Source organism: Pleionea sp. WD8-19 (genome assembly GCF_055326765.1).
This window is the reverse complement of the sequence record NZ_JBUZOU010000014.1, coordinates 37,303-58,846: the sequence shown is the minus strand read 5'-3', so window position 1 is coordinate 58,846 and position 21,544 is coordinate 37,303. Positions and strand designations below refer to the sequence as shown.

Below are 21,544 nucleotides of genomic sequence, written 5' to 3'. Positions count from 1 at the left end.
CCCATCGTGTTATCTCAATTGATTTCGATCGCTGCAGGGACGGTTCAATGCATCCACCCCTTTTTGTCAAACATGTTCGAACCCGAGCAGACACACAGGTCTGCCGCTACGATTCTTCGAATACTTCCGTCTCTTGTTCCGGTTCATTAATTTCTTCATCAAACGACAAAGCTTCTATAGCGTCTTCGTTTACAAAAGTGACGATCATTGGATGAATTTTGATCCAGGTTTCACCACTTTCAAATTCTTCATCGGCGCGAAACTGTATGAGTCGTAATTGACGCAGTCGTTGGAAAATCTTTTTCCGTTCAGTGAGCTTTTCAGGTAACGGCCGACGCAACATATTTTTCATCGCTATGGAAATTGACTCCAATGACTCTAATGCAAAACCACTGTCATCAATTTTACCTTCTCGCAAGGCTTTATCGTATTGCAATCGAAAAATTAACACCAAGGCTACTTCGTTTTGCGTTAATCGTTGGCGCAGGCTGCCACTGTAATTTGATTCTTCCGACTCACGAATGCCTGGAATTTCTGCTGCTGGCGGATACAAACGAACGTATTGAAAATGACCGTCGTGATGCAATCGAATTTGTGCGATCGACAAATAATCACGAACCAGCTCTTCAACTCGTACGTAGCGGTCATACAGCTCCTGTTCGATAGCATTTTCGTTTCGGCATAAAACAGAATAGTTCATTAACCGAATGACCAACTCCTGAAACTCGGCGAAAGATACGTGGTAAGCTTCTAATAACTCTTCTAGATTTCGACTTAATTTCATAGTTCGTTTTTCGTAAGATGGGGCTAGCCCATCATTTGATTTATTTGACTTTGATGGGTTAGCGCCCATCCTACATTGTTAATTATTGATTGTTGAATCTGAATTTTTAACTAAAGTAATCGAAAACTCATCCGCCTCAAAATATGAATCTCGAATTCGTTTGCCTGTGGGCTCAACCTGAAATTGAAATTCACTGGATTGTCGACCGGCAGAACCAACTTCGATTGCATGCGCTCGCATTAATAATTCTCGAGCTGAATCGATCGGAAGTTGATGGGAGTAGATTCGATGACCCGCGCCTAACGATTTCACCAGATACTCTGCCATATCTTGATTACTCAGTGCAAAAGCGCGCTCGATGGTTTGTCGAATGTATAAATCTTTTCGTGCACTGTCATCCATACTGGCACCTTCTTCGGCGCGCGCATCAACCACGCGTTTCTTCTGGCGATTGTAAAGTTTGACTTGCTGTGGATCAAAAAATGCCACCTGAATTTGCGCAAGTTTTTCGCCCGCTGCTTTCAGCTTTTGATTCACGGTACCTTCATCCTGTTGGGATAAGGTTTGACAAACTTCCGCAATATCATTTTGTCGACCTTGCGCTGAAAAACTCAATTGACGCATGATGATATCGGCACGTCGGGTAAAGCCATGCAACGATTGACGTAATGCTGGCAACATGATTTCAGAGGCACGATGAATGCGTTGTTCAATGCGTTCCAGCACCATCAGGTAGACCGACGCTTTGGGATGTTCAATCAACTCCGGCGCCACTTTTCTTAAGCCGGTTTCGGCATCCGCCTTAAACTCTTTACGCTTTCGACGTGCTTTGTTAATGGAGTCTTGAATTTCATCTCGCCACTTTTCGACACTGTCTGCCGAGAGTCGAATCGCCAAATCCGGCATAAATCGCTTTTCCATAAACTCGAAGAATTCTTCGCTGGCTTTTTGCACCAGTTGTTGCGCTTCAACTTCTTTCACCAATTGACGTTTCCGTTCGTCAAGTTCGGCAATGGTATCACTAAAATCCGAAATAATGCGCTCGGAAAACTCGAAGGCGTCGAGCAGATCATACACATCACCTTGCTCCACAAACACTTTTAACGCATTACGCACATTGCGCGTATTGCGATGACGCGTGCGATATGCCGCGCCGTTGGTTTCGACAATCGCTTGAGTAAATAGCCGACCTACGCGAGTAAAAGCGTAAGAGCTTTGCAACGTTGCTTCATCGACTTGTTTTTCCAGCCATCCGTATTCCAGTAAACCATTAAGGATCCAATTGGCTTGTTCGCGATCGTTTTTTACTGGCAATGAGCTGTCGTCTTCATTATCGGAATCGAATACGGGTGAACGTGTAACGGTTTCCTGAAACAGGGAGACAATTTTTTCCCTTGTGTTTATCGATTGATAATCGGCTTGCGCGGTATATAGTTGCGCATAAAGAGCCTGCAAACAGCCTACAATTTGTTCGCGATATTTGCTGGTTAGCGGGCGGAAAAAATCTTTCTTTTTTTGATCAAAAAACATTCAAAAATGACGACCAGTGTGTGTTATTTATTCGATGCAAAAACCGTGTATTAATAAAGGAATCTACCAGATGCGATCAACGAATGCTGCATTTAATTTAGATTTTTTTGGGTCGCCTTTCTGTTATTTATAACAGCTCACAAAAAGTAAGATTAGCGTTTTATTCCTATTTTGTATTCGAATACCGCATTTTCCTCATCACGCGATAAATGTCGATTGGCCAAGAAAGCAGCGACGACACAATTGATGAGGGACAGCCCTACACCAATACCTTGTATTTCAAAATACCAACTAACCACTACCACACAAAACAAAGTGACCAGAGCACTGGCAATCCGATGTAATTTATGAAGTCCTCGGCCCATAAATCCGGCAAAAAAGCCGATAAATAACCCCGGAACAAAATAAGCAGCAACAGCGTAAAAGGGGTATGGAATGATCAATAGGTAAAGGATGAATCCAGGTACTGCTCCAACAAATGAGCCCAGGATCGTGCCAAACAGGTTTTGCTCGTCGATTAACCGTTGCTCCAACGAAACTTCAATGGTGTTGCTGGTCTTGTAAGGATTGGGATTGTTATCTTCCATGAAGGCAATTTAAAAGTTTTAAAGAACGGTGGCAATGAAAAAGCGAAAGAAAAACCCGGGAGACGCTACGCCATTCCCGGGTTACATAATCGAATACATGCCAAATCGATTAGTTGATTTTTGGATCCAACTCACCACTTTCGTAGCGATTAAACATGCCTTCTAAAGAAATCGGTTTAATTTTCGAAGCGTTACCTGCCGTACCGAAAGCTTCATAACGTGCGATACAAATTTCGGTCATGGCTTTAGTGGCTTCAGCAAAATATTTCCGCGGGTCGAAATTGCTGGTGTTTTGCGCCAAATGACGACGAATGGCGCCCGTTGATGCTAAGCGTAAGTCCGTGTCGATATTGACTTTTCGCACACCGTACTTGATGCCTTCAACGATTTCTTCCACCGGAACACCATACGTTTCCGGAATTTCGCCACCAAATTCGTTAATTACCGCCAACCAGTCTTGCGGAACAGAAGATGAACCGTGCATCACCAAGTGTGTGTTAGGAATACGTTCGTGAATGGCTTTCACACGATCAATCGCTAGAATGTCGCCTGTGGGTGGTCGGGTAAATTTGTACGCACCGTGTGAAGTACCAATCGCAATTGCTAAGGCATCAACTTTGGTTTTCTTAACGAAATCGGCAGCTTCGTCTGGGTCGGTTAACAATTGATCGTGTGACAACTTGCCTTCGGCACCGATTCCGTCTTCCTCGCCGGCTTCACCCGTTTCCAATGAGCCCAAGCAGCCAAGCTCACCTTCTACCGAAACACCGCAGGCGTGTGCCATTTCAACGGTACGACGCGTGACATCCACATTGTATTCGTAGCTGGCTGGCGTTTTACCGTCTTCACGTAAGGAGCCGTCCATCATCACCGAGGAAAAGCCGAGCTGAATAGAGCGCTGACAAACGGCTGGGCTGGTTCCGTGATCCTGATGCATCACCACAGGAATATGGGGAAACTCTTCAATCGCTGCAAGTATCAAGTGGCGTAAAAAGGGTGCACCGGCGTACTTTCGAGCGCCAGCCGAGCCTTGCACTATCACTGGCGAATTCGTCTTATCAGCTGCTTCCATGATGGCACGCATCTGTTCCAAATTATTCACGTTAAATGCAGGTACGCCGTAACCATGCTCAGCGGCGTGGTCCAGTAACTGTCTCATTGAAATTAAAGCCATTTCGGTTTCCTCTGTTCTTCCTGATGTTGGGTAATCTTATATTTTAAAAGTTATTCCGCTGCACGCTGTTCCAAAATGTCTACCGCGGGTAATGTTTTGCCTTCGAGAAACTCGAGGAAAGCCCCTCCACCGGTAGAGATATAAGAAACTTTGTCTTTGATGCCAAATTGATCCACTGCAGCCAGCGTATCGCCACCGCCAGCAATAGAAAAAGCAGAACTCTCAGCAATTGCGTGCGACATCGATTTGGTGCCTTCGGCAAACTGTTCGAATTCAAACACACCTACAGGACCATTCCAGACGATGGTTTTTGCATTGGCGAGAATGTCGTTCAACTTGGTTGCCGTTTCCGGTCCAATATCAAAAATCATATCATCATCGTTGACGGCTTCGACCGACTTTAAGGTTGCAGGCGAGCTTTCGGAAAATGCTTCACCGACCACCACATCTGTCGGTACCGGAATTTCGCCACCACGAGCTTCGGCTTGCTCCATCAGTCTTTTGGCTTCCGGTATCAAATCTGCTTCGTACAAGGACTTGCCAACGTTATGACCCTTTGCAGCAATAAAGGTATTAGCAATGCCTCCACCGACAATCAATTGATCAACAATTTTAGAAAGCGCATCCAACACGGTCAATTTGGTTGATACTTTGGAGCCACCAACAATAGCAACCATTGGGCGTGCTGGGTTATCTAACGCTTTACCTAAGGCATCCAGTTCTGCAGCAAGTAAAGGACCGGCGCAAGCAACGGGTGCAAATTTAGCGACTCCATGGGTCGAAGCCTGTGCCCGATGGGCAGTACCAAAGGCATCCATGACAAACACATCACACAGTGCTGCATAACGTTTTGATAAGGCGTCATCGTTTTTCTTTTCACCGACATTACAACGCACGTTTTCAAACAGCACTACTTCCTTTTCTTTCAAGTCTAAGCCGTCAAGATAATCCGAAACCAATCGAACCGGAACATCAAGCAATTGATTAAGGTGTTCGGCGATGGGCGCCATCGAGTCTTCGGCAGTGAGCTCACCTTCCGTTGGGCGCCCCCGATGTGACATCACCATCACTTTGGCGCCTTTTTCCAACGCCAGTTTTATGGTCGGAATTGCGGCCTGAATTCGAACATCGGAGGTCACTCGACCGTCTTTGATGGGTACATTGAGATCTTCGCGGATCAGTACGCGTTTGCCTTGAAGATCGAGATCGGTCATTCGTAACACTGACATGATGGAAAGCCTTTTCGAATTGAATTGATTGGATGGAGTTGGGGCGATATTGTAACTGAAAAACGCAATGCTGTGGTTAGTCCTGTAACGGTTGCGCAGTACGTCGCCACAGCGACGCACTGTTTCTAGTGTCTGTACTAAACCTTCATCATCGCGATGGCGGTATCCAGCATACGACAGCTAAAGCCCCACTCATTATCATACCAGGAAACCACTTTAACCAGGTTTCCGCCAATCACACGCGTTTGTGTGGCATCGAAAATACTGGACGCCGAGTGATGATTGAAGTCCACTGAAACAAGCGGCTCGTCGTTGTACGACAACACATGCTCGTCGGCCGCCTTTTTCATGATTTCATTCACTTCTTCCACCGTGGTATTGCGACTCGCAGTAAAGGTTAAGTCGACAACAGAAACATTAACCGTAGGCACGCGCATCGCAAATCCGTCGAGCTTACCGTTCAATTCAGGTAACACTAAACCAACCGCTTTGGCAGCACCGGTTTTGGTTGGAATGACAGACATCGCCGCGGCACGAGCACGACGTAAATCTTTGTGCTGGTTGTCGATGATGCGCTGGTCATTGGTATACGCGTGGATGGTATTCACTAAACCGCTCTCAATACCTAAACCTTCGTTCAAGGCTTTCGCAACAGGAGCCAAACAGTTCGTGGTGCAAGATGCGTTGGAAACCACCTGATGATCAGAAGTGAGGATATCGTCGTTAACACCATAAACGATGGTGGCATCGACATCCGCTGCACCTGGTGCTGAGATCAATACTTTTTTGGCACCACCAACAAAATGCTTCGACGCACCCGCTTTGTCATTAAAGACACCGGTACACTCAAGCACCACGTCAACGTCGTAATCACTCCATTTAAGGTTCTCCGGATTACGATCCGCCAACATAGCGATCGGATCACCGTTGACATACATGTGCGTTTCATCACCCGTAACATCCGCTTCAAAGCGACCGTGAGTGGTATCGTATTTAGTTAAGTGAACGTTGGTTTCAATAGGATGGGAAGAGTTGATAGCCACAACCTTAATTTCATCCTGACGGTTGAGCTCGTAAATAGCACGTAAAACCATGCGACCAATACGGCCGTAGCCGTTAATGGCAACTTTTACTGTCATTGTTTACCTCACTGTTGATGACGGGTACTTGTAAAAAGTAAAGCGAAAGCCTCTCGGATTTCGCCGTGGTACTTTTGAGTGCGGTGTCCCGATTTCTAACGAACGGTGATCACCCGCATTCACTTTGTGTCTTGGTTGTAATGTATTTATTCGGCGTTTTTCGCTAGCATTTCTTCAGCCATTGCCACCAAATTTTCGGTGGTAAAACCAAATTCTTCAAACAGCGCACCGGCTGGTGCCGATTCCCCAAAGGTCGGCATACCCAATACTTTGCCCTGCAAACCGACGTACTTGTACCAGAAATCCGGGTATCCAGCTTCTACCGCAATGCGCGAAATGATGGCTGAAGGCAAGACGCTTTCTTTGTATTGAGTCGATTGCTGCTCGAATAAATCGGTACTCGGCATGGAAACCACGCGTACTTGATAACCGCTTTTATCGAGTTCGGTTGCGGCTTTCAGCGCCAGCTCCACTTCTGAGCCGGTTGCCAACAAAATCAACTCCGGTGTACCGTTGCAATCACGCAGGATATAACCGCCTTTAGCGACATTTTCCAGTTGTTCTTCGGAACGCTTTAAGCCAGGCAATCCCTGACGAGATAAAGCCAAAGCCGTCGGACCGTCGTTTCGTTCCAATGCTGCTTTCCAAGCAATCGCCGTTTCAGTCGCATCACAAGGCCGCCATAGCGACATATTCGGAGTGGTGCGCAGGCTAGTCAATTGTTCGATCGGTTGATGGGTCGGACCGTCTTCACCCAAACCGATAGAATCGTGGGTGAAGACATAAATCGCACGCTGCTTCATTAAGGCAGCCATACGACAGGCATTTCGTGCGTACTCCATAAAGATCAGAAACGTACCGCCGTAGGGTATGAATCCGCCGTGCAAAGCAATACCGTTCATAATCGCTGCCATGCCAAACTCGCGCACGCCGTAATAGAGGTAATTGCCGTCGGCTTCTTTGGCGCTGATGCCTTTTGAGCCGCTCCACAACGTCAGGTTAGAACCAGCCAAATCGGCCGAACCGCCTAATAACTCGGGTAATTCCGCGGCAAAAGCTTCAATGGCGTTTTGCGACGCTTTTCGCGTGGCAATTTTGGCCGCTTCCGTTTGTGTGTTACGGATAAATTCCATCGCTTTGGCTTGAAAATCGGCCGGTAAAGCGCCGTTTAGCCGTCTCTCCAGTTCCGCAGCCAGTTCGGGATGCGCATCCCGATAAGCAATAAACCGATTGTTCCATTCTTCTTCCAGCGTCGCACCTTTTTCGCGTGCGTCCCAACCTGCGTAAATGTTATCCGGTATCTCAAAAGGACCATGGTGCCAGTTTAAATTCTTTCGTGTACCGGCTATTTCATCGGCTCCCAACGGTGCACCGTGACATTCTTCTTTACCGGCTTTGGTTGGCGCGCCAAAACCAATGGTGGTTTTACAGCAAATCAACGTAGGCTTATTGGTTTCGCTTCGGGCCTGCTCTATGGCAGCTTTGATTGCATCGGGATCGTGTCCGTCCACTGCAGAAATCACCTGCCAACCATAAGATTGAAAACGTTTTGGTGTATCGTCGGAAAACCAGCCTTCCACTTCGCCGTCAATAGAAATGCCATTGTCGTCATAAAATGCGATTAACTTGCCGAGTCCCAAAGTACCGGCCAAAGAACAGACTTCATGTGAAATACCTTCCATCAAACAACCATCACCCAAAAACACGTAGGTGTAGTGATCGATCATATTAAATTCCGCTTGATTGAATTGAGCGGCAAGCGTTTTTTCCGCGATGGCCATACCAACCGCGTTGGCCAACCCCTGACCCAAAGGCCCCGTGGTGGTTTCGACACCGGGTGTATAACCGTATTCGGGGTGTCCAGGTGTTTTCGAGTGCAATTGACGAAAGTTTTTTAAATCGTCCAATGTCAAAGCGTAACCGGTCAGATGGAGCAAAGAATAAATCAACATGGACCCGTGACCATTGGATAAGACAAAGCGATCGCGGTTAACCCATTGAGGGTTCTTCGGGCTATGATTGAGGTAGTCGTTCCAGAGAACTTCGGCGATATCCGCCATTCCAAGGGGTGCACCGGGATGGCCTGAGTTAGCTCGCTGTACAGCATCCATACTTAACGCACGGATAGCATTAGCTAATTCGAATCGGGTTGGCATAGAACTCTCCTGAGCTGTGGGCCCATTTTGAAATGGCGCGTATTTTCTCAAACCGAAGGGGCAAAAATCAAACCATTTCGCGTATTTTTTGCGCAGATAGCGGTGTTTTTCGTTATAAAAAATGTCGTAATAAAACCACAATCGTTTAGACCGAATCGCCTTTATCCCTTCATTTCACCCTCATTCGATGCCTCGTTTTTATACTCAAACCAGTCGAGAAGCTTTAGCATCAACTGATCAAATCCCTGACGTTTCAATGATGAAAAATTTTGTACAGTGAATTCAGGATGAATGGTCTGAACTTCTTTTTTTACTTTTAAGAGCGTGCTTTTGGCTGCACCCTGCTTTAATTTATCGGACTTGCTCAGCAACACGTGCGTTGCCAACCCCACTTCCGCCGCCCAGTGTAGCATTTGCTGATCGACCTCTTTCAGTGGGTGGCGGATGTCCATCAGCACCACCAACCCCTTCAGACAGCTGCGTTGCTGCAAATATTGACTCAACGTTGCTTGCCAACGCTCTTTGACATCAAGCGACACTTTGGCGAATCCGTATCCAGGCAAATCGACCAAACGGCGATCGCTGTCCAAGGTAAACAAATTAATCAACTGCGTTCGACCAGGGGTTTTACTGGTACGTGCCAATGACTTTTGTTCGCATAACACATTTAATGCACTCGACTTTCCAGCATTGGAACGACCAGCAAACGCCACTTCAATTCCGCCGTCCGGAGGTAATTGAATCAGTTCCGCTGCGCCTTTAAGATAGACCGCTTGGTGGAAAGGATTAATTTTTTTCGGTTTCTGCTTTTGTGAACTCATCAGAAGTCCCGTTTCAGGTTATGGCTTTTTACAGGCAGTTTCCCTATAATTCAGCCACTTTCATTAATTTGGCGCAAGTTTAGCACGGCGCCCCGGGTACGAAAGCCAGTTTCTGAACAAATAATTAGAAGGGCGAACATCAGCCCTGAAAAGTCTCCGCCATAATAAGGACAAACAATGAAAAAATTCGCAGTTCTATTTGCCTGTTTGGGGTTTGCAAGCGTTTCTGTCGCGACCGGCGATGCTGCTAAAGGCCAGCTCGCAGCAGGTCCATGTGCAGCCTGCCACGGAAGCGATGGCAATCAAACCATGACTCAGGAATACCCAAAACTGGCTGGGCAACGCGCCAAATATATTGAGAAACAATTGCACGACTTTAAATCCGGCGAGCGCAGCGATCCGCTCATGAGCGCACAGGCGACCGCATTAAGCGAAGAGGATATTCGCAATATCGCCGCATTCTATGCCAATTTAGAAACTCAATACGCAGCGGTTCCGGATAAGTACATTACTCTGGGCCAAAACCTTTACCGCGCTGGCGATGCCTCGAGTAAAATTCCGGCTTGTGCCGCCTGTCACGGACCTCAAGGAAATGGTCTTGATTCAGCAGGATTTGCGTCTTTAGGCGGTCAAAATCCAGCTTATACCATCAAACAACTGAAAGACTTTCGTGATGGCAAGCGAGATAATGACAGTAACCGTATGATGCGTGATATTGCAGCAAAATTAAGTGACGAACAGATCGAAGCGTTGGCTTATTACTTGGTCGGTTTGCATTAATTGCATTGAATGGTCAATCAAAAAGGCGATCTTCGGGTCGCCTTTTTTGTGCCTGAAAGGCTCCAATAATTCGAAGATTGAAGTCAATATTTCAAGGCTTCAAATGCCTATCATTCATATATTATTAGCAGGTAGCGCCAGCGAACTGACACCAAATTCAATTGTCGGATGGAATGCCGCTGGCGTGAAGCACTTAACAGTTAAAAAAATTGAAAATGAGAAAAAATTCGACGCTATGAAAAAACTTATCGCTATTATTTCGTTGTGCTTATCCGTAGCAATATCATCTGCGACAGCAAACAGTCTGACAACCGAAATTCCTTCCGTTATCGAAGGCAAAGATTACACATTATTCACCTCAATAGATAAATCCGCACCCGAACTGGTACTGGTGTTTTGGTACGGTTCACAATCCAGTTACCATGTTTATCAGGCACTGAGCGAAAGCCAGTTTTCGGTCACTTTGTGGCCTGCGGTTTTTCGTGAAGCCTGGCGACCGCCAGCCCGGCTCACATTAATGGCGCAATCGCTGAATGCGAATACCGAACATCACCTACAATTATTCGAAGCCATTCAGTCAACACCGCCCAACTGGAGCGAAGCCAAAGTTTACCAGCAACTCCTTTCCGCGCTCAGTGACGACAAAGAGCGTATTGAGCAAGCTGTATACGACTCGGAATTACCGAAACGGTTAAAATCAATACAAAATCGTCTTCGTAGTTACCCTATTTCGACTGTGCCGACTATTATTTTTAAAGGGCGTTACAGCATTAATGCCAATCAGGCCAAAACACCCGCCCGTTTACTGGAGATCCTTCGCTACTTACAACAAAGTGAAGCGATGTAATACAAAAATCCATGGTCGAACTTGCAAACACACCGGGCCTTAAGACTACCAATGGTTTTAAACGCTTACGCATGTTGAGCTTTAACATTCAGGTAGGTATAGACACCGCGCGCTATTCCGATTACCTGCGCAAAAGCTGGCGTCATGTGTTGCCTCACTCTGGAAGACATCTCAATCTCACGCGAATTGCCGATTTGGTTAAAGATTACGATGTTGTCGCCTTACAGGAAGTCGATGCCGGTAGTTTACGCAGCAGTTACATTAATCAAGTGGAATTTTTGGCCGATCATGCCGGATTCCCACATTGGCACCTGCAATGCAACCGCAACCTGGCTACCATCGCGGCGCATTCCAACGGTATTCTATCGAAAATACCCGCCGAGCTTGTGGTCGACCACAGTCTGCCCGGAATTATTCCAGGGCGCGGCGCGCTGGAAGTCAGCTTTGGTGATGGCCAACATTCGTTAGTGGTCATGGTTGTGCATTTGGCCTTACTGAAAAAAGCACAACGTCGGCAAATCCATTACATTGCCGAAGCTCTGCAGTCCCATGATTACTTTGCCATCATGGGCGATTTTAATTGCGAACCCGACTGGATCACTGAGCAATTTCAACAGGCAGGATTAACGACACGCATCGCCGATCGATGCGAACCCACTTTCCCGAGTTGGAAACCGCGTAAATCACTGGATCATATCATCGTTAGCCCTAATTTAATGGTGGAACGAGTTGAAGTACTGCCCGATGTGATTTCCGATCACTTGCCAATCGCCATGGACATCAAACTGCCGAAGGAACTGGCCGACCGAATTCAGGCGCGCGCGCCGGATTATGCCTTGAGCAGTTACGCTTAATTTTATGATGACAGAGTCAAACGAAAACACCGACGGCATGGAACAAATGCGCCGTTATTTGATGCTCGTTAGCTACAGCGGAATGGGGGTCGATCCGACCTTGGATCAACACTTGAGCCATTTACGCAAACAACTGAAACAAAATGTCGATAACGACACATTGAAAAGCATCGTCGATGACATTACGCGTTGTTTGCGTGACATTGAAGAAGATCATGAAAAATCAATCGATCCAGAAAGTGATCCGCAAGCCCTGTTGTTCATGTTGATCGATCAGCTGTTAGCCGCCAACCTGCCTCGCAATGCCCAAAAACAACTGCGTCGATTGAAAAAGCAGGCGGCACAGTCTTCACTACCTGAACTCATACAACAACTGACCGAAACAATCACGGAACTTGCAAAACCTACCGCAAAAAAGAGTGTTTGGGATCTGTTCCGGCGCCAATCTTCAAAGCCTAAAGAGGAAGATTTCCAAGCATCCGATGTTCATTTAGAACAACGCCCCACTGCCGAAAGAACCAGCTCCATTCCCGAACGCTTGCGCGATGCGCTCAATAATTTTGTCGAGCAACTCGGCACTATCGACGTGTATCGCAAAGCCACCGGTACTATCAAAGAACAATTGTCGGGTTTGCAACAATACGAACAGCTGTCCCCACTGATAGAGCAGATCGCAACCGCTTTACTGGAAGCCGCCAGCCAAGAGCATGTTCAGTTCGAAAGCTTCTTGCAAAAACTGAATAAACGATTATTAAATGTGGCGTCTTATCTAAACCAAGCAGCCGTCAGTCACGATGGAATGATTGCCGATACTCAGCAGCTGGATGATGATCTCAAACGTACGATTGCAGAACTTCAGCAAGAAATCAGCGATGCCAGCGGCCTGGGTAACTTAAAAGTTCGGTTATTGTCCAGTTTTGAACACATCATCAACAGTGTTAATCGCTTTAAAAAAGCACAAAATAATCGCGTACAAGCCTCGCTTGCAGAGCTGACGATTATGCGAGAGCAACTTCAGGTTACTGAAGAAGAAGCCGAGCTGTTGAAAAACAATTTGCAAGAACAGCGCTACCGCGCCCATAACGATCCGTTAACGCAATTGCCCAACCGCTACGCCTATCAAGAACGATTGGAACAAGAGTTTTTACGTTGGCGCCGCTATCGCAGCCCATTGAGTCTAGCAGTGGTCGATATTGATTATTTCAAAAAGGTCAATGATGAGCTGGGGCACGATGCTGGTGACCAAGTTTTGCAACAAGTTGCGGAAATTTTGCGGCTCGGTATTCGGGAATCCGACTTTATTGCCCGCTTTGGTGGCGAAGAGTTTGTGATTTTAATGCCGGAAACACCGCTCAAAGAAGCGACCAAAGCCATCAACAAATTGCGAATTAAAGTCGGCCAAGAAACCATAAAATTAACTCGTGCTCGCACGTTACAGATTACTGCATCGTTTGGAGTCGCGGAATTTGTCGGCACAGATACCAGCAGCGATGTTTTTCAACGAGCAGACCGCGCACTCTATCGAGCAAAAGAGAAAGGTCGCAATCAAGTGTGCTGTGAGCGTCCAACCGGCAGCTTAAACTAAGCGACGGAGCCTATCTCGTTACTTCGATAGACTGCTCGCAGCATTTAGAGCTTCTAATGTATGCGAATGAAACTCGCGTCGATATAAAACAGCGACAACCCAAGTTGCTGCGATGATAAATAACCAGGGCTGTACAAACCATGCAAGAATGGCCATCGCAAACGAGTATGCTCTTAAACCGTGTGCAAAAGAGTTATTGGCTCGAGTTAATAGCAAATTCGCATTGACCACAAAACACGCTTTATCAGAGTCGATGGCATCCGTTGCAGGAGCAGCCCCGAGCATCACAATGGCAAAATTATACTGACGTACGCACCAGGCGAATTTAAAAAAGGCATACACAAACACAAATACTAATACCAGTAACTTTATTTCCCAACTGGCTCGTGTATTTTCAATGATGAATGGTAACGTATTGGTCAACTCAATCGCTTGCTCGGTAGCACCCAAAACGGTTAATAATCCTGCGAGGATAAAAATGGTGGTTGACGCAAAAAACGTGACATTCCTTTGTAAGATACCCAGTGCAGTGACATCGGCGATACGTACATCGCGATCCAATACACGCGACATCCAAATTCCGCGTACACCCGTGAGTGCAGAAGCCAACGTTGGACTCGATTTCGCATTCCGGTAAGCAAATAAAGCGTAACCCAGCCAACAAATGCAAAACCAGAACAACGCAAACCAGTCGAGTAACGATAAAATTTCGGGCATAGTTTTCACAGCCGGCAGATGAAAAGGTGTATAGTTATGTGATTCACCCCTTGCTTTGGGTAACCGTCAATTTACACAATTGAGGTGATTGTGTCATCGTTTAGTCAAAACAATTTGCAAACTGCGCCAAGCCCTTATTTACTTCAACATCGGGATGATCCGGTGCATTGGCAACAATGGCAACCGCAAGTTCTCGAATATGCAAGACAGCAAAATAAACCGATTTTTTTGTCGATTGGTTATTCGGCTTGCCACTGGTGTCATGTCATGGCGCATGAATCCTTTGCGGATGAGCAAACCGCCAAAATTTTGAATCAACATTTTGTCAGTATAAAAGTTGATCGCGAAGAGCGCCCCGATCTTGATAAGCTCTACCAACAAGCCCATCAGTTATTAAATCAACGTGGTGGTGGTTGGCCACTAACGCTGTTTCTTGAGCCTCAATCTCTGATTCCATTTTTTTCCGGTACTTATTTTCCGCCAACGCCACGGCAAGGAATGGCATCAATGCAGCAAATTTTAATGACCATTGTCGATATTTATCACAATAAATATGACGATGTGCAAAACATGAGTCTGCATATCTCGCACAAGTTAAGCGAACTCAATCGAACAAGCTCTCATCCTTTGGATTCCAATAACATACAAAAACAATTTATCGAACAATATTTGAAGCATTGCGATCCACAATGGGGTGGGTTACAAGGAGCACCCAAATTTCCACAAAGTGCTCTATTAAAATCGTTATTAAAAATTATCATTTTACAGCGTCCCGAGCAAAGTGAAGAGCTGTACAAAGCCATAATGTTGGCATCGCAAAGTATGTCTCGCATCGGTTTATTCGATCATCTGGCAGGCGGATTTTTTCGCTACTGTGTTGATCATTACTGGGGTATTCCGCACTTCGAGAAAATGCTGTACGACAATGCCGTACTAATGGATTTTTATGCCGAACTCGCACGATTTAACAAGGAGCCTTCCATTGCCGAAGTTTGCTTAAACACGTTTCATTGGTTAATCACAGAAATGCATCATTCTGAAGGTGGGTTTTATGCAACTCTGGATGCCGATAGTGAAAAAGAAGAAGGTAAATTTTATCTATTCGATAAGCAAGAAATTTCTTTTTTATTAACTAATGAAGAATGGCAATTAGCGAAAGTTGCTTTCGGTCTGGAACAAGCGCCTAACTTTGAAGGCAAGTGGCATTTGCATCAATGGTATTCCCTCGAGTCATTGGCTGAAAAACTCGACTTGCCTTTAAAACAAGTGCAATGGCAATTTGATCCAATCAAGCAAAAGTTACTGAACTATCGCAATCAACGTGTAAGACCCGAAAGAGATGATAAAATTCTAACCGGATGGAATGCATTATTGGTGACTGCCTTGCTTAAGTCTGGCCGACTGCTAAATAACGAGCTGATGATTGAATCAGCAACTCATACGCTCGACTTCCTTCATCAGTTTATGTGGCAAAATTTTCGTCTACTGTCTTGTTATAAAGACGGTGAATCGTATCAAAGTGCTTTTTTGGACGATTATGCGTTTTTGGCAGAAGCGCTACTGGAGTCATTAAAGTATCAATGGGATCCGGATCGGATGCTATGGCTTATGCAAGTCGTCGAGCAAATGATCACGCGCTTTTTTCAAGATGGTGCGTTTTGTTACTCTAATTCTGGTGAATTACCCGTCGCAACGACTCACTTTCATGATGACGCGTTACCGAATAGCAATGCGATCGCAGCGAAAGTGTTGTTACCGCTTGGCTTGTTATTGGCTAACGAAACTTATCAGGAAATTGTTGACCAGGTGTTAGCCTCTGCGGCAAAACACATGAACAAATCGCCAATTTCCTGTGCGACCATGATCGAAGCACTGCTCAATGCGCAGCATTTAAAACTGGTAGTGATCCGCGCCGAGCAGGAACAAGGCCTTAAGTGGCAGCAGCATCTGGATGAAAAATTTAATTATCAACATTGCGTATTGTTTATTCCTAATTCTGGAAAGCTTCCAGAAATATTAAAGAATAAGTTTCCTGTGGGTCATCAGGCTTACGCTCAAGTATGCACCGTTCAAGCCTGCTTACCTGAGGTTTATTCATTAGACGATTTGGAGCAACAGTTAACATCGCAAAATAAATAAACGCTTCGTGGAACTCAACATTACTTCACCAACTGCACGCCATCAATGTAAAACGTAATGGGCTGTTGTAAGTCGATCATAAACAAGCTCATCGATAAGACTTGTTGCATGTCCATTTTTCGATTTACTGGCGTGTTTTGTATGTCTTTTAAAGCCACTCTAATTTTATTAACTCCCGGCTTCATTTCAATTTCACGATTAAAACGGTCACTGAACGCGTAGTCGCTATCGGGATGTGCGCGATCATAAATTTTAAAGACAAAGGGTAATGCAAAACTTTGCGGATTATACAGGGTAAGCTCAACGTAATTAAAAAGACTCCAGTTGTGTTGAAATTCTGTTAAGGTAATATCCGGATATTGGTGAGGAAAAAATTGAACTTTCATTCCCCAATTACCATCGACTAGAAATTCTGAGCTTAAGCTCAATTCCGCTGAATTAAAGTCCCAGCGTGATAACTGATAGGGTGATTCGAAGTCTGACAAAATATAGGGGTATGATTCAATATCGTAATCATCAATCAGCGAGTAAATCAGATCACGCATACCTACAACGAATAAACATAGGGCGATGAACAAAGCAACAACTTTAATCACTTTATTGTTGCTAACAAACAACCAGTACACACAACACATGGCCAAAATACCCAGGCCATCATTCAGCAAATCTTTCCACTCAAAATTTCGTCCAACCAACAGCTGTATCGCTTCGGTTGCAAAACCCAACACAACACCGATCAAAAGAATCAACCACCAACGAGGCCGATTATCGCGGTAGAGTTTAGGGATCATAAGTAATAATAAAGTTAATAAGAAAAACAGAACAAAGTGTCCGGATTCCCAGAGTTGTTTAATACTGCGACTCTGGTAGTAATCGGGTTTTCCAAAAAACAATAAAATCGTAAGTATAACGGTGGTCAGCGCCATTATTATTTGCAATGGCCTGGAACGAAATAAAGCGACTTGCGAGATAATAGCCATAAAAGGATCCTTCTTAAATAAAACGCTATTGTAACTCCAACTCGGAATAAAACACTCAATAGGTAAAAAAATATTTACCCATTTAAAACAGAGAAAGTTCGTATCCCGAATTTCGATTGTTTTACTTATTGATAAGCTTCGACCTGAAAGGGTCGAAGCTTATGCTACAGGTTACTCCACTTCTGCCCGTTTGATCGATCGGAAAAACCAAACCACCAGCAAAGTGAAAGCAACAGCACCTGCAACCATCGCAAACCAATCACTGCCAGCCCATCCAGTACCGATACCTGCAGGCTTTTGCGATTGGATAAAAGCTACCGCAGCGATCCCAACACCCAGTAAACCCTCGCCTCCTACAAAGCCCGACCCTAACAGCACACCTTTTTCGCGTCGAGCTTCCAATTTCTCTTGGTTTTTAGTGCGTTTCTCAAAGTAATGTCGGATCATGCCGCCGATAAAAATGGGTGTCATTGTCGATACCGGCAAATACACGCCTACGGCGAAAGGTAAAGATGGCACTTTAAACAGTTCGCAAACAATTGCGATACCCGCACCAATGGCAACCAAAGTCCAAGGCAGGTTTTGGTCCAAGACACCATCAATCACCAACTTCATCAATGTCGCTTGTGGTGCCGGTAACTCTTTACTGCCAAAACCAAACGTTTCGGCTAACAGCAAAACAGCCAAACAAACAAAAGTAGCCGACGTGAGAACGCCGATTAACTCTGCCGCTTGTTGATTACGCGGCGTTGCACCGAGTAGGAAACCACTTTTAAGATCTTGTGACGTATCGCCAGAAATCGACGCCGCAATGGCAACCACACAACCGACAATCAGCGTAGCTGCTTTTCCACTGCTGTCAGTCCATCCCATTGCCAAAAATAAAGTCGCCGTACCCAACAGTGCCGCGATTGTCATTCCACTGGTTGGGTTTGACGTCACTCCCACCAGCCCGACAATTCGAGACGCCACAGTAACAAAGAAAAATGAAAAGATTGCGACACAAACAGCAGCCACTAACCGGGTATCAATGCCCCCTACTGCGCCAAAGGCATTGGGGGTTATTGTCAAAACCAATACCACAGCAAGTACACCAACGCCCACAGCTTTCAGTGGTAAATCGCGGCTGGTTCTTGGCACCGCGCCCGATTGGTGTTCATGAGAACGTTGTTCTAATTGCTTAGCACCCACTTTAAAACTTTCTAACATCACCGGAATGCTGCGGATTAAAGTGATGATACCCGCCGTTGCCACCGCGCCAGCGCCAATATAACGAACATAACGAGTCCAGATTTGACTGGCCGACATATCTTTGATCAGATTAATCGTTTCCGGAAAAAGGGGAATGGTCCGAGCGTCACCCCAGTATGCGATCGAAGGAATAATGATCAGCGACGACAAAAGTCCTCCGCCCACCATAATCAGCGCAATACGAGGTCCTAAAATGTAACCGACACCGAATAACGCAGCCGAAAGATCAACACCCACCGACGCTTTTTTAACAAACGGAATGTTAAAAGAAACATGATCGGGAATGACTTTTATCCAAGACGTTAACGTTTTAAACAAAGCAGCAACGCCAATACCCAGGAAGATAAACTTGGCGCGATTGCCTCCGGCTTCGTTCGCCACCAAAACCTCTGCACAAGCGGTTCCTTCTGGATAAGGCAAATTGCCATGTTCTTTTTCGATCAAATATTTACGCAGTGGGATCATAAACAGTATGCCAAGCAAACCACCGCTCATGGCGAGAATCGTCATTTGTAGCAAATCGGGTGCAACCCCCCACATAAAGAGTGCAGGAAGGGTAAAAATGACGCCGCTGGCAACCGAACTAGACGCCGAGCCAGTGGTTTGAGCAATATTCGTTTCGAGAATGGTACTTTTAATGCCCCCTTTAGCGAGCAATCGAAATACAGCGACACTCATAACGGCCACCGGAATGGATGTACTGATCGTCAATCCAGCTCTAAGGCCCAAATAGGCATTAGCAGCTCCGAAGATAATGCCAAATAAAATACCTAAACCCAGTGATTTAAATGTAAACTCGGCGAGAGTCTCCTGTGCTGGAATATACGGCTGATAGGTTTCGCCCGGCTTAAGCGGCCGATAGGCTTTGGGATCGAGTCCTTTGGACGGTTGGCTCATAAATGAATCACCAATTTGATTTTATTGTTAAAGTGCTCGATCAAACCAGTTGTCAGCGACAAGGTCAAATTTAACCGCAAAATTTTGCCTTTCGTGGCCTTTCCAGTTACCTTGCATGCCTTTCTGCGGTTAATGGAACAAGATTCATTGTCTGAAAAACTTCCGTCACAAGTCTGGCTGTTTACTCTCTGCTACGCACTCATGCTCTCAGGCACTTCCATGCTGGTTTTAATTGCCGGCATAATCGGCAGTGACATCGCACCGGATCCGTCTTTCGCAACTCTCCCTGTGGCGCTCGGAATCGTTGGTCTAGCCGCCAATACTTTACCAACCTCTTGGTTGATGAGTCTGTTCGGCCGTAAAAAAGTCTTTTTAGGCTACGCACTATTAGGCGTTGCTTCTGCTTTGCTTGCCAGTTACAGCCTATCCTTACAAAGTTTCACCCTATTTTGTCTGGCCGCGACCGGTATCGGCTCATCCGTTGCGGCGGTTCAACAATACCGCTTTGCTGCGATCGAGTTAGTCTCTCCGGATTCAGTAGCCAAAACCGCATCCACCATTTTACTCGGTGGCATATTGGCCGCGTTTATTGGACCTGAACTTTCCTTATTGGGAAAGCATCTTTTACCGCAAGACTATGCCGGTTCATTTTTACTTCTCACACTGGTTTATGTTTTGGGATTGTTGCTCCTGAGTTTTACTCAAAACTCTACACTGCAGGCTGCCGACGCCCATTTACAAGGTCGACCTTTAAGTTTGATTTTAAAACAACCCGAATTAGTTGTTGCCGTAGCAGCGGCAGCGGTTGGTTATGGTGTTATGAGCTTTCTAATGACCGCGACGCCATTGAGCATGCACAACCACTTTCATCATTCACTGGAAGAAACCAAATGGGTAATACAATCTCATGTTGCGGCCATGTACTTACCCTCATTTTTTTCAGGAAAACTGGTGAATCGATACGGCTATTATCGCGTGATGTTTTTGGGATTATTGGCGTTTATTTTATGCCTAATGATCGCTTACGGATCTCAAACCTTTGTCGCTTTCTGGACTGCGTTGGTACTGCTTGGAATCGGCTGGAATTTTTTGTTTGTCGCCGGAACCGCCTTGTTGCCCACCACCTATCGCAGTGCCGAAAAATTTAAAGTTCAAGCTTTTAATGATTTTAGTGTATTTGGAACACAAGCATTAGCAGCACTCAGTTCCGGTTGGTTATTATTTCAGTTTCAATGGCAAGGTGTGTTATTGGTGAGTTTGTTGCCAATTATAGTGATCAGCGCATTACTTGTTTTTCGGAAATTGAAAGGTGTTTAGAAATCGCGCCTGAAGCTTATACTAAAGACGCGATAAATTAAAAATACCAACGGTTAAGCTTTTGCCAATCGCACCACTTCTGTCACCAACTTGGTAATACCACTGGCCGCTTCAGAAACATTACCAGCCAACATATAAGCCGGGGTTGAAACAACCTTTCGCTCTTCATCCACCACAAATTGATTGACCGGGCAAGCCACATGCTCACCGCCCATAGTTTCAATCGTTTTTGCGGTTTCCTCATCGGTTCCTATCGTCAGCTTGGTACCTTTGCCATACACATGAGGGATCATCGCCGGAGCAATACAAATAAAGCCAACCGGTTTTCGAGCTTCTGCCATCGCTTGACAAAAATGTAAAACATCGGGATTAACACTGCACTCACTGCCTTTAAACGCGAAATCACAAAGATTTTTTGCCGCACCAAAACCCCCCGGTAAAATCAATGCGTCAAATTGGTTCACATCGGCTTGCTTTATATCTTTAATTTTACCCCGCGCGATACGTGCTGCCTCAACCAGCACATTGCGCTTTTCCGGCATTTCTTCACCGGTTAAATGATTAATCACATGGGCCTGTTCCATGTCGGGTGCAAAACACTGGTATTCAGCGCCTTGTTGTTCCAGTGCCCAAAGGGTCAGCACGCTTTCATGAATTTCTGCCCCATCAAATACTCCACAACCCGATAATATCACCGCAACTTTCATAACTTGATTACTCCTGAATTAACTTGGGCCTAAGTACAGTTAATACTAAT

General features: G+C 45.6%; 18 protein-coding genes. 6 read left to right on the top strand and 12 right to left on the bottom strand.

The window, feature by feature from the left end; translation table 11 throughout:
• Window positions 1–106: 106 nt before the first annotated feature.
• The 8 genes from ACTUJY_RS15475 to yihA form a co-directional block, all read right to left on the bottom strand.
• Window positions 107–784 carry a DUF4194 domain-containing protein gene (locus tag ACTUJY_RS15475; RefSeq protein WP_463617018.1) on the bottom strand — a complete coding sequence of 226 codons (678 nt, stop codon included), beginning with the start codon at window positions 782–784 and terminating at the stop codon, window positions 107–109.
• A gap of 78 nt (window positions 785–862) precedes the next feature.
• Window positions 863–2,314 (bottom strand): Wadjet anti-phage system protein JetA family protein, encoded by a 1,452-nt coding sequence (locus ACTUJY_RS15470; RefSeq protein ID WP_463617017.1) that lies wholly within the window; start codon window positions 2,312–2,314, stop codon window positions 863–865.
• Window positions 2,315–2,466: 152 nt separating this feature from the next.
• Entirely contained in the window at window positions 2,467–2,901 is a 435-nt protein-coding gene (locus tag ACTUJY_RS15465) for a hypothetical protein (RefSeq protein ID WP_463617016.1), read from the bottom strand.
• A 109-nt stretch (window positions 2,902–3,010) separates the two neighbouring features.
• Window positions 3,011–4,075 carry a class II fructose-bisphosphate aldolase gene (gene fba / locus ACTUJY_RS15460; protein ID WP_463617015.1) on the bottom strand — a complete coding sequence of 355 codons (1,065 nt, stop codon included), beginning with the start codon at window positions 4,073–4,075 and terminating at the stop codon, window positions 3,011–3,013.
• Between the two features lie 50 nt (window positions 4,076–4,125).
• Window positions 4,126–5,304, bottom strand: coding sequence for a phosphoglycerate kinase (locus ACTUJY_RS15455; protein WP_463617014.1), 1,179 nt, complete (start codon window positions 5,302–5,304; stop codon window positions 4,126–4,128).
• Window positions 5,305–5,441: 137 nt separating this feature from the next.
• Complete coding sequence (gap, locus tag ACTUJY_RS15450; RefSeq protein ID WP_463617013.1) at window positions 5,442–6,443, bottom strand: type I glyceraldehyde-3-phosphate dehydrogenase; 1,002 nt, start codon at window positions 6,441–6,443, stop codon at window positions 5,442–5,444.
• Window positions 6,444–6,589: 146 nt separating this feature from the next.
• Window positions 6,590–8,599, bottom strand: coding sequence for a transketolase (gene tkt / locus ACTUJY_RS15445; protein WP_463617012.1), 2,010 nt, complete (start codon window positions 8,597–8,599; stop codon window positions 6,590–6,592).
• A gap of 161 nt (window positions 8,600–8,760) precedes the next feature.
• Entirely contained in the window at window positions 8,761–9,420 is a 660-nt protein-coding gene (gene yihA / locus ACTUJY_RS15440) for a ribosome biogenesis GTP-binding protein YihA/YsxC (protein WP_463617011.1), read from the bottom strand.
• Window positions 9,421–9,597: 177 nt separating this feature from the next.
• Here yihA and ACTUJY_RS15435 point away from each other — a divergent pair, with 177 nt between their 5' ends.
• From ACTUJY_RS15435 to ACTUJY_RS15420, 4 genes are all read left to right on the top strand, one after another.
• The gene (locus ACTUJY_RS15435; RefSeq protein ID WP_463617010.1) at window positions 9,598–10,200 is read left to right on the top strand and encodes a c-type cytochrome; all 603 of its coding nucleotides are present in this window, start codon (window positions 9,598–9,600) and stop codon (window positions 10,198–10,200) included.
• A 103-nt stretch (window positions 10,201–10,303) separates the two neighbouring features.
• Complete coding sequence (locus tag ACTUJY_RS15430; RefSeq protein WP_463617009.1) at window positions 10,304–11,047, top strand: thioredoxin domain-containing protein; 744 nt, start codon at window positions 10,304–10,306, stop codon at window positions 11,045–11,047.
• Window positions 11,048–11,058: 11 nt separating this feature from the next.
• The gene (locus ACTUJY_RS15425; protein WP_463617008.1) at window positions 11,059–11,901 is read left to right on the top strand and encodes an endonuclease/exonuclease/phosphatase family protein; all 843 of its coding nucleotides are present in this window, start codon (window positions 11,059–11,061) and stop codon (window positions 11,899–11,901) included.
• A 4-nt stretch (window positions 11,902–11,905) separates the two neighbouring features.
• Window positions 11,906–13,486 carry a GGDEF domain-containing protein gene (locus tag ACTUJY_RS15420; protein WP_463617007.1) on the top strand — a complete coding sequence of 527 codons (1,581 nt, stop codon included), beginning with the start codon at window positions 11,906–11,908 and terminating at the stop codon, window positions 13,484–13,486.
• Window positions 13,487–13,504: 18 nt separating this feature from the next.
• Here ACTUJY_RS15420 and ACTUJY_RS15415 read toward each other — a convergent pair whose 3' ends face one another.
• A complete protein-coding gene (locus tag ACTUJY_RS15415; protein WP_463617006.1) occupies window positions 13,505–14,203 on the bottom strand; it encodes a DUF599 domain-containing protein in 699 nt (232 codons plus the stop codon).
• A 90-nt stretch (window positions 14,204–14,293) separates the two neighbouring features.
• Here ACTUJY_RS15415 and ACTUJY_RS15410 point away from each other — a divergent pair, with 90 nt between their 5' ends.
• Complete coding sequence (locus ACTUJY_RS15410) at window positions 14,294–16,342, top strand: thioredoxin domain-containing protein (RefSeq protein WP_463617005.1); 2,049 nt, start codon at window positions 14,294–14,296, stop codon at window positions 16,340–16,342.
• Between the two features lie 20 nt (window positions 16,343–16,362).
• On the opposite strand, the gene ACTUJY_RS15405 is transcribed toward ACTUJY_RS15410, so the two are convergent.
• Window positions 16,363–17,322 carry a VanZ family protein gene (locus tag ACTUJY_RS15405; protein ID WP_463617004.1) on the bottom strand — a complete coding sequence of 320 codons (960 nt, stop codon included), beginning with the start codon at window positions 17,320–17,322 and terminating at the stop codon, window positions 16,363–16,365.
• A gap of 171 nt (window positions 17,323–17,493) precedes the next feature.
• The gene (locus ACTUJY_RS15400; protein WP_463617003.1) at window positions 17,494–19,470 is read right to left on the bottom strand and encodes an OPT family oligopeptide transporter; all 1,977 of its coding nucleotides are present in this window, start codon (window positions 19,468–19,470) and stop codon (window positions 17,494–17,496) included.
• 147 nt (window positions 19,471–19,617) lie between these two features.
• Between ACTUJY_RS15400 and ACTUJY_RS15395 the strand changes: the two genes are divergently transcribed.
• Entirely contained in the window at window positions 19,618–20,787 is a 1,170-nt protein-coding gene (locus ACTUJY_RS15395) for an MFS transporter (RefSeq protein WP_463617002.1), read from the top strand.
• A gap of 53 nt (window positions 20,788–20,840) precedes the next feature.
• Here the strand turns inward: ACTUJY_RS15395 and elbB are convergent, their stop codons facing one another.
• Window positions 20,841–21,494, bottom strand: coding sequence for an isoprenoid biosynthesis glyoxalase ElbB (elbB, locus tag ACTUJY_RS15390; RefSeq protein ID WP_463617001.1), 654 nt, complete (start codon window positions 21,492–21,494; stop codon window positions 20,841–20,843).
• Window positions 21,495–21,544: the final 50 nt, after the last annotated feature.